The organism is Bartonella sp. MR30HLJHH (genome assembly GCF_042194195.1).
Lineage (GTDB): Bacteria > Pseudomonadota > Alphaproteobacteria > Rhizobiales > Rhizobiaceae > Bartonella > Bartonella grahamii.
On record NZ_JBHIMO010000104.1, the window covers coordinates 1 to 636 of the forward strand.

Annotated in this window: 1 pseudogene; it reads left to right on the plus strand. The window is 39.0% G+C overall.

The window, feature by feature from the left end:
- Window positions 1–424, plus strand: a pseudogene (locus tag ACFIKR_RS09565) (hypothetical protein); the annotation flags it as partial.
- Window positions 425–636: the final 212 nt, after the last annotated feature.

A 636-nucleotide genomic window follows, 5' to 3' on the forward strand; every position in this document is an offset into this window, starting at 1 on the left:
CGCTAAGGTCTGTGGGCATGTTTATGGTTATGCCGTAATTAGTGATAATGCTACTATTTCTAATGGTGCCAAGGTTTATGACAATGCCCGTGTCTATGAAAGTGCCTATGTTTGTGGCTATATTTTTGGCAATGCTCGTGTATATGGCAAGTCACGGATTTATGTCTGGGCGCGCGTTTATGATAATGCCCATGTTTTTTGTAATGCTTGGATTAAGGATTATTCAAGTATCTATGGTCATGCCAAGGTTTCTGGCTCGGCTCGTGTTGGTTGCTTTGTAAGAATTTATGATAATGCCAAGGTCTATGGCAAATCAAATATTGATCATCATGTGCAAATTTATGGCAATGCTGTTGTCAATAGCCGTGCAAAAATTCGTAATAATATCTGTGATGATAATCAGTCACTAAAAGACGCTGCTTAAATAACGCGTGGGCACGGCGGGGGCGCCCTCCTTTAACATCTCATTTAAAAATTTAAATCTCTGTATAAAGGAATTGTGCTCATGCAAAAGAAGTTTGCACTCACAAATGAAACGCGTGTATTTGGTAAACATGTTCTCTACCGTATTAAAGCATTAAAAGATTTTGCTGATATCAAAGCAGGTACCTTAGGCGGCTTTATTGAAAAGGAAGA